Origin of the sequence: Intestinibacter sp. (assembly GCF_022780145.1) — a bacterium.
In the GTDB taxonomy this organism is placed as follows: Bacteria; Bacillota; Clostridia; order Peptostreptococcales; family Peptostreptococcaceae; genus Intestinibacter.
Genome location: NZ_JALEXO010000279.1, coordinates 1 through 8,371, shown reverse-complemented (window position 1 = coordinate 8,371; position 8,371 = coordinate 1). Strand labels below are relative to the sequence as shown.

Below are 8,371 nucleotides of genomic sequence, written 5' to 3'. Positions count from 1 at the left end.
AAACTTGCTGCCTACACCAAGCTCACTTTCTAATTTAATATTTCCATTTAGAGCCTTTACCATGTGTTTTGTAATTGCAAGTCCTAGTCCAGTTCCACCTACACTTCGACTTCTCGCCTTGTCTACCCTATAAAATCTCTCAAATACTCTATCTATATCCTCTTTAGGTATTCCTATACCATTGTCTTGTATTTCAATGAATACTTTATCTTGTTTTACATATTGTCTTACTTTTACATTTCCATTTTGTCCTGTGTATTTTATTGCATTTTCAATTATATTTAGCAGTATCTGTCTTATATATCCTGAGTATTCCCACAAATCTACATCTTCATTTTCAAATTGATAGTCTATTTTTATATTTTTATTTTTAGCGATATAACCTACTATTTCGTGTACCTCTTCAAAAATTTCAAATAAATCTACTTTCTCTACTTTCTTCTTAACTTTATTTTCAACAGTAGACAATAATAAAATATCATCTATCAACCTAGATAATCTAGTTGTTTCATTTTCTATAATCCCTAAAAATCTATTCTTCGTATCTACATCTAAATTTTCTGTCATCTTTAATGTCTCTACAAATCCCTTTATAGATGTAAGAGGTGTTTTTAATTCATGGCTTACATTTGCGACAAATTGTTTTCTCATATTTTCAAGCTTTACATAGTCTGTAACATCTTCAATATTTATAATGAACCCTATTACAGCATCTGTATTTTTGAAATAAACTGGATCTATCTTTATTTTATAAATAATATCCTTTGATATATTCTTTTGTACAACAACACTGTTTTCACTCGACATATTATATAAAATACTTTCTAAAACAGTTTTATTCTTTATAAACTGTCTTATACTTTTTCCTTCTGGTAGTATCAACTCATCGCCTTCTACCATTTTTTTTGCCAATTCATTTATTAAAAGTATTCTACCCTTAGTATCTATCGCCAAAATTCCATGAGATACACTTTGCATAATTGATTTTAACTGTATATTTTTATTTGTAATATCTTTTATAGTAGAATTTATTGTATCTATCATAGAATTGAAATTTTTCGCAAATTCTCCCATTTCGCCAGACATCTGACTTCTCACTCTAGAATCAAATTCCTTATTGCTGATATCCTTTGAAACCTTCATAAATTCTTTTAGATATGTCCTCAAGCTCACAGTATATCTAATCAAAACTACAGCCACAATAGATAAAATTAATATTATAAAAATATACAATTCATTCAAAAGTTGTATCTCTTTCATCTTAATTCACCTCAAAATATCATTTAATTTTATAACCTACCCCTCTTATTGTCTCTATAAATTTACCATCATCATCTCCTATTTTTTTTCTCAAATGTCTGATATGAACATCTAGTGTTCTCGTTTCGCCGTAATAGTCATATCCCCATATTTTATCTAGTAAAAATGTTCTAGTCAGAACATTTCCTCTATTTTCAAGAAGTAATTTTAATATTTGGAATTCCTTTAATGTCAATTCTATCTCTTGTCCATTTTTAGTTACAATATGCTTGTTTACGTTTACTTGTATATCATCAGCTTTTAAAATATCTTCCTTTTCATTTGAGCTGTATTTATATCTTCTAAGTACTGAGCTAATTCTAGCTAGAACTTCCTTTACGCTAAATGGCTTTGTAATATAATCATCAGCACCATCGTGCAGTCCTTCTAATTTATCTTCTTCCATATTTTTTGCAGTTAGCATTATTACTGGAATTTGTTCTAATGCTGCATCTGATCTTATTTTTTTCAAAAGATCTATTCCGCTTATATTTGGAAGCATCCAATCTAGAAGAATTAGATCTGGTTCAAATTCTTTTGTTTTTAAGTATCCATCAAATCCATCATAGGAATAATCGACTTTATATCCATTATTCTCAAGATTAAATTTTAATAGTTCTACTATATGAATTTCATCATCTATAATTAATATCTTTTTCATAAAATCCTCCTTATTTTCCAACTGGAATTATAAGTGTTTGACTAAATTCCTTTTCTAAGCTCTTGTTTTTATTATATGTAAATTCGACTAATTCCTCTTGAGCATTAATTCTTTTTTCATTTTCTGCTAGTTGTTTCTTTTCATAAGAGCCATCGCTCTTTAATATTTTAGCCTTTACATTATCCTTTAAGTATAAATCTAGGATTTCCTTTATTTCCTGTTGAATATCCTTATCTTCTACTATTCCCATAGTTTCTACTCTCTTGTTTAGATTTCTATACATCCAATCTCCACTTGATATGTATATTTCTTCCTTTCCATCATTATAGAAATAATATATTCTACTGTGTTCAAGATATCTTCCTACTATACTTCTAACCCTTATATTTTCACTTAATCCTTTTATTCCTGGCTTTAAACAGCATATACCTCTGACAATTAATTCTATTTCTACACCCGCTTGAGATGCTGCATAGAGCTCTGTAGTTATGCTTTTATCTAGAAGAGAATTCATTTTTGCTATTATCTTAGCTTTTTTACCTTGTTTTGCATTTTCAGTTTCTCTTCTTATCATTTTTTCAAATTTATCTCTGAAGCCATAAGGAGCTATAGTTATTTTTTCCATATTATCTGGTGATGCATAACCTGATAACATATTAAATAAAGTCGATGCATCCTTCCCAAATTGCTCATCAGCAGTAAGTATCCCCATATCTGTATAGAATTTTGCTGTGACGTCATTGTAGTTTCCTGTTCCAAAATGAACATATCTTTTTATTTTGTCCTTTTCTTTCCTTACAACTAATAGTATTTTGCAGTGTGTCTTTAGTCCTATCACCCCATATATAACATGACACCCTGCTTTTTCAAGCTTTTTAGCCCAAGTTATATTGTTTTCTTCATCGAATCTAGCCTTTAATTCAACTAAAACTGTAACCTGTTTTCCTTTTTCTGCTGCCTTAGTCAATGCTTCTATTATAGGTGAGTTTCCACTTACTCTATACAATGTCTGTTTAATTGCAAGTACATTCGGATCCTCTGCTGCTTTCTTTACCATATCTACTATGATATCAAAAGATTCGTAAGGATGGTGCACAAATATATCTTTTTCTTTTATATATCCAAAAATATCTGTTCTATGTGGTATTTTAATATTTGCCATTTTCACATTTTCATATTTTAGCTCATCAAATCCTTCTAAAGAACCTAATTTATTTAAAAAAGTAAAATCTATTATACCGTTTATTTTAAATATATACTTATCATCAATTTCTATCTCATCTACAATTATATCTAATATTTCATTAAAATACTCACTATTTCCATTTGATTCTATTTCAAGTCTTACTGCATCTCCCCATTTTCTTTATTTTAAAGACTCTTCCATAGTTTCCAATAAGTCCATTGCATCTTCTTAGTCGACATCTAAATCCGCATCCTTCGTTATTCTATAAGAACAGCTATACAATACCTCATGACTGCTAAATAACTTAGGTAAATTTGATTTTATGACATCTTCTAATAAAACAAAGTCTACTCTATTTTCATCATTAGGTATTGCTATTAAACGATTTATTACAGATGGAACTTGTATAGTCCCAAATACATGTGCATTGCTATTAGATGTCTTTAATAATGCGGCTATATTTAAAGTTTTGTTAAGTAATAAAGGAAATGGTCTCGCTGAATCTATAACCATAGGAGTTAAAACTGGATATATTTCTCTTTCATAATAATCATCTATATATTTTTTTGATTTTTCACATAAGTTTTTATATTTATGTATTTTTATATTTTTTAATGATAATAATCTTGTAAGTTCATTATAACAGCTATATTGTTCTTCTATCAAAAATCTAACCTTTTCTATTATCTTTTCTAATTGTTGACTTGGATTCATACCAGCTATATCGACTGAATCAATGTTTTTTTTATGATTTCTCAACAAAGAAGCTACTCTCACCATAAAAAATTCATCTAAATTCGAATTAAAAATTGATAAAAATTTTACTCTATCTAATAACGGATTTTCTTCATTACGTGCTTCATCTAATACTCTTTTATTAAATTCTAACCAGCTTAATTCTCTATTAAAAAAATTTTGTGGATAATCGTACATTTTATTCATTCAATCTATCTCCATTCTAAAAATATTCAAAATTAAAATCTTCAATATTATAGTAACATTATAAAAAGTTATCTAACCTTATTTTTATGTAAACTATGTTATGTTTTTGTAAAAAACAAGATATTTTGCTATTTTTTGATATTATTATTGATATAATCTTAATAATATTTATTATCTAATTAAATTAAATTTATGGAGGTACGACATTGAATAGAGTTGCAATTATAGATATAGGATCTAATTCATTAAAATTAATAATGGCTGATATTTACGACAATAAATTTTTTCAAATATCTTACGAAAAAAAAATCAAATTAAGATTAAGTAATTATAAAAATAGAGCAAACGATATAACTGCTCTTGGTATAAAAAAATTAAATGATGCTTTAACAGATTTAAAAAAAATCTGCACTCTTTACAGATGCAATAGAATAATAGCTGTGGCAACAGAAACATTGAGAAAAGCTGGCAATGGTCCACAAATAATAGAAGAATTAAAAGAAGCCTTAAACTTAGATGTTAAAATAATAAGTGGGAAAGAAGAGGCATACTATGGATTTGTATCTTCTATTAATTCTATAAATTTAAAAGATTTCTTACAAATAGATATAGGTGGTTCTAGCTGTGAAATAGTCTTAGTTAAGGATAAAAAGCTAATAGAATCTATAAGCTTGCCTTATGGAAGTATTCCAAATACTAAAAACTTTAACCTAAAAGACAAGGTATCAGAAGAAGATGAATTGAGATTCAAGGATATGATATTTAAAGAACTCGATAAATATCCATGGATAAAGGAAAATAAAAACCTACCTGTTGTAGGAATCGGTGGTTCTGTCAGATGCATAGAAAAAATCTTGAGAAATCATGCATTTGATGATATTGATATTTTACTTGATAGCTATGTTATATCTTATAAAAATATAAATAGCTTATTCAATATTGTCAAAAGACTAAATTTACAACAGAAAAAAGAAATCAAGGGTATGTCCTCTAATAGAGCTGATATTTTTGTTGGCTGCTTGATTTTAATTAAATACCTTATGTTCTACATTAATTCTGACAAGCTTTCTATAAGTAAATTTGGAATTAGAGAGGGCATTTTATTTGAATACGCCGAAAGCCTATAATTAAAACTTTATAAATAAATTGAGAGTATGAGGAGTCTTCAATCTGAGACTTTTCATACTCTCTTTTCATTAACTTAAATTTTATCGACTATTAGAATGCTGGAACTATACTTCCATCGTATTTATCTTCTATGAATTTTTTAACTTCATCACTATTTAAAGCTTTTTGTAATGCTTTTGCTTTGTCGCTGTCTTTATCTTCAGTTCTTATAGCAACCACGTTTACATATGGAGAATTACTATCTTCTATTACTATTGCATCTTTAGTAGGATTTAATCCAACGTTTAATGCGTAGTTAGTATTTATAACTGCTAAATCAACATCGTCTAATGTAGAAGGAACTTGTGCTGCATCAACTTCAACGATTTCTATATTTTTAGGATTTTTTGTTATGTCTTTTGCTGTTATTAATTCACCGTCTTTAACTTCTATTAATCCATTTGCTGCTAATAATTGAAGAGCTCTAGCTTCGTTAGTTGAGTCATTTGGAACTGAAACCTTTGCTCCGTCTTTTACTTCATCTAATGATTTTAATTTTTTAGAGTATACACCCATTGGCTCAATATGTACTTTTGCACAATAAGTTAAGTCGTAATCTTTTTCTTCGATTGTAGCGTTTAAATATGGTATATGTTGGAAATAGTTGGCGTCTAGAGATCCATCTGCTAATGCGTCATTTGGTAATACATAATCATCGTATTCAACTACTTCAAGTTCATATCCTTCTTTTTCTAGTACTGGTTTTGCTGCTTCTAATATTTCAGCATGTGGTGTTGGAGATGCCCCTACTTTTATAGTTTTGTCTTCCTTGCTTCCCCCTGAACAACCTGTTAATAATCCTACTACTAATGTTCCTAATAATATTGCTTTTCCTAATTTTTTTAATTTCATTTTGATTTCCTCCTGTATTTTTATATAAATTATTTTATTTTAATTTTTTATAAGCATAATCGCCTAAACTTTGTATTACTTGAACTACTATTACTAATGTTATTACAACATATATCATAACTGCTGTGTCGAATCTTTGGTGACCATATACTAACGCTACCTTACCAAGTCCTCCAGCTCCTACAGTACCTGCCATTGCTGTGTATCCAAGGATTGATATTATTGAAAGTGTTATACCTGATACGATTGAAGGCATTGCTTCTTTTATCATTACTTTAAAAACAATTTGGGTTTTTGTAGCTCCGAAAGATTGTGCAGCTTCTATAAGTCCTTCATCTACTTCATTTAAAGCTGTTTCTATTATTCTAGCTATAAAAGGTGCTGCTCCTATCGTAATCGGTACTATCGCTGCTGTTTCCCCTATACTTGTACCTACTATCAATCTAGTAAATGGTATTAATGCAACTAATAATATGATGAATGGGAAACTTCTTACGATATTTACTACAAATCCAACTACTGAATATATGTATTTATTTGGTTTTAATCCCTTTGGTTTAGTAAGAACTAATATGATTGCTAACATAAATCCTAAAATTGTGGCGATTACAGTTGGCACAATTATCATATACATAGTTTCTAAAAATGCTTCCCCCAGTATTTCTGTCAAATACTCGTATAATGATGTATTATTTGTCATTTTTTATTTCCTCCCAAGTTATATTTCTTTCTGTAAGATAATTTTTTACTGCATTTGCGTAATGATCTTTAACTGTTATTATTAATGAACCAAGTACATCTTCTCGGAATTTTTCTAATTTACCGTAACTTATACTAAAGTCAAAATCCAATGTTCTCGCCATATTTGTAATTATTGATTGGTTTGCAATATCCTTAGGGAATATTATTTTTATATTTGTTCCCTCTGGAAGCACTATTTGTTCATCTCCTATTAACGCCTTCAATCCTCTAGTATTGTTTAAGAATAAATCTTCAGTATTTTCTATTTCTAATACCTTACCATCCTCCATAACTGCAACTCTCGTACAAATCTGCTTGATAACCTCCATTTGGTGAGTTACAACTATAATTGTTATATTTAACTTTTTGTTTATATCTTCTAATAGAGATAGTATTGATTTGGTAGTATTTGGATCTAGCGCTGAAGTAGCCTCATCACATAGGAGAACCTTTGGCTCTAGTGCTAATGCTCTAGCTATCGCAACTCTTTGCTTTTGCCCTCCACTTAAATTTCTAGGCTTGACATCTTTTTTATCGCTAAGTCCTACCAATTCAAGTAGATTGTTTACCTTTTTTTCTATTTCGGATTTTGAATATTTAAAACACTCTAGTGGTAGAGCTACATTTTCAAATACTGTTCTTCTTTCTAGTAATGAGAAATGTTGGAATATCATTCCTAAATTTCTTCTAAGCTCTCTTATATCCTTTTCATTTAAATTTTTTACTTCTTTTCCTTGTACTGTTAAGCTTCCCTCTTGATAGTTTTCAAGCCCATTTATACATCTAAGTAAAGTCGATTTACCTGCTCCACTATGTCCTATAATTCCAAATATTTCACCCTCTGCAATTTCCATATTTACATCTTTTAATACTTTTGTATCGCCATAATATTTATTAAGATTTTGTATTTTTATCATTTATATTCTCCCCTTCCAATCAACTACATATATTTTATTTTATATTTTTATTTTTTTATATATCTAGTTAATTTTTTATAGTATGTCGAAAATATTCCCATTTTTTTATATATCTATATCTTTTATTTATTTTTCTTTTTAGTATTTATAAATATTAAAAAAGCTTGAGTATAAACTCAAGCTTTAATTATCTGTTTATACTCATCTCTCAACTTTAATAGTTGCAGGATTTAGCACCATATATATAAATATTGGTTGCTGGGCTTCATAGGGCCTGTCCCTCCGCCTCTCTTGATAAGAATTATTTTTTAATTTTCAGTTGTTATGTTATTAATAATAAACAATTTGTATAAATTTGTCAATATTTTTTTAAATTTATTATTTTAAATCTGTTTTTATTACATATTTTATCTTCATAAAACTAAATTATATTTCTAGCTGTCATCTCAAGCTTATCCTTTGCTTGTCTGATTTCACCGATTTGTATATCAGTTATTTTCTCAGGTTTTGCTTTTTTAACTAACCTCTTAAGAGTTCTCAGTTCAGATTTTATCTCAGATTTTTGAGCTCTATCTATGGATTCTTTAGATTGGTCCAATCCCTGCT

General features: G+C 28.5%; 7 protein-coding genes, 2 pseudogenes and 1 riboswitch. Of the genes and pseudogenes, 1 reads left to right on the top strand and 8 read right to left on the bottom strand.

The features are described from left to right. The 4 genes and pseudogenes from MR593_RS10600 to MR593_RS13525 form a co-directional block, all read right to left on the bottom strand. The coding region (locus MR593_RS10600) for a sensor histidine kinase (RefSeq protein ID WP_290692667.1) at nucleotides 1-1,260 on the bottom strand (1,260 nt) is incomplete at its 3' end. A gap of 19 nt (nucleotides 1,261-1,279) precedes the next feature. Then, nucleotides 1,280-1,960: a winged helix-turn-helix domain-containing protein gene (locus tag MR593_RS10595; protein WP_290692665.1), complete on the bottom strand. Its 681-nt coding sequence runs from the start codon at nucleotides 1,958-1,960 to the stop codon at nucleotides 1,280-1,282. 10 nt (nucleotides 1,961-1,970) lie between these two features. Further along, nucleotides 1,971-3,314, bottom strand: a pseudogene (ppk1, locus tag MR593_RS13530) (polyphosphate kinase 1); the annotation flags it as partial. Between the two features lie 60 nt (nucleotides 3,315-3,374). Beyond that, nucleotides 3,375-4,088: a hypothetical protein gene (locus MR593_RS13525; RefSeq protein ID WP_331474821.1), complete on the bottom strand. Its 714-nt coding sequence runs from the start codon at nucleotides 4,086-4,088 to the stop codon at nucleotides 3,375-3,377. Between the two features lie 206 nt (nucleotides 4,089-4,294). Here MR593_RS13525 and MR593_RS10585 point away from each other — a divergent pair, with 206 nt between their 5' ends. Beyond that, a complete protein-coding gene (locus MR593_RS10585; RefSeq protein ID WP_290692663.1) occupies nucleotides 4,295-5,215 on the top strand; it encodes a Ppx/GppA phosphatase family protein in 921 nt (306 codons plus the stop codon). A gap of 91 nt (nucleotides 5,216-5,306) precedes the next feature. Here the strand turns inward: MR593_RS10585 and MR593_RS10580 are convergent, their stop codons facing one another. The 4 genes and pseudogenes from MR593_RS10580 to dnaK form a co-directional block, all read right to left on the bottom strand. Further along, nucleotides 5,307-6,107: a MetQ/NlpA family ABC transporter substrate-binding protein gene (locus tag MR593_RS10580; protein ID WP_290692661.1), complete on the bottom strand. Its 801-nt coding sequence runs from the start codon at nucleotides 6,105-6,107 to the stop codon at nucleotides 5,307-5,309. A gap of 34 nt (nucleotides 6,108-6,141) precedes the next feature. Further along, nucleotides 6,142-6,807, bottom strand: coding sequence for a methionine ABC transporter permease (locus MR593_RS10575; RefSeq protein WP_290692659.1), 666 nt, complete (start codon nucleotides 6,805-6,807; stop codon nucleotides 6,142-6,144). Then, complete coding sequence (locus MR593_RS10570) at nucleotides 6,797-7,765, bottom strand: methionine ABC transporter ATP-binding protein (RefSeq protein ID WP_290692657.1); 969 nt, start codon at nucleotides 7,763-7,765, stop codon at nucleotides 6,797-6,799. The genes MR593_RS10575 and MR593_RS10570 overlap by 11 nt, the downstream gene beginning before the upstream one ends. Before the next feature lie 198 nt (nucleotides 7,766-7,963). Continuing rightward, nucleotides 7,964-8,066, bottom strand: a riboswitch (SAM riboswitch). 120 nt (nucleotides 8,067-8,186) lie between these two features. Then, nucleotides 8,187-8,371: pseudogene (gene dnaK, locus MR593_RS10565) on the bottom strand (molecular chaperone DnaK); the annotation flags it as partial.

What these genes read in the sequence shown, in the direction of transcription:
- MR593_RS10595 (WP_290692665.1), bottom strand. Translation starts at nt 1,960, where the DNA reads ATGAAAAAGATATTAATTATAGATGATGAAATTCATATAGTAGAACTA.
- MR593_RS13525 (WP_331474821.1), bottom strand. Translation starts at nt 4,088, where the DNA reads ATGAATAAAATGTACGATTATCCACAAAATTTTTTTAATAGAGAATTA.
- MR593_RS10580 (WP_290692661.1), bottom strand. Translation starts at nt 6,107, where the DNA reads ATGAAATTAAAAAAATTAGGAAAAGCAATATTATTAGGAACATTAGTA.
- MR593_RS10575 (WP_290692659.1), bottom strand. Translation starts at nt 6,807, where the DNA reads ATGACAAATAATACATCATTATACGAGTATTTGACAGAAATACTGGGG.
- MR593_RS10570 (WP_290692657.1), bottom strand. Translation starts at nt 7,765, where the DNA reads ATGATAAAAATACAAAATCTTAATAAATATTATGGCGATACAAAAGTA.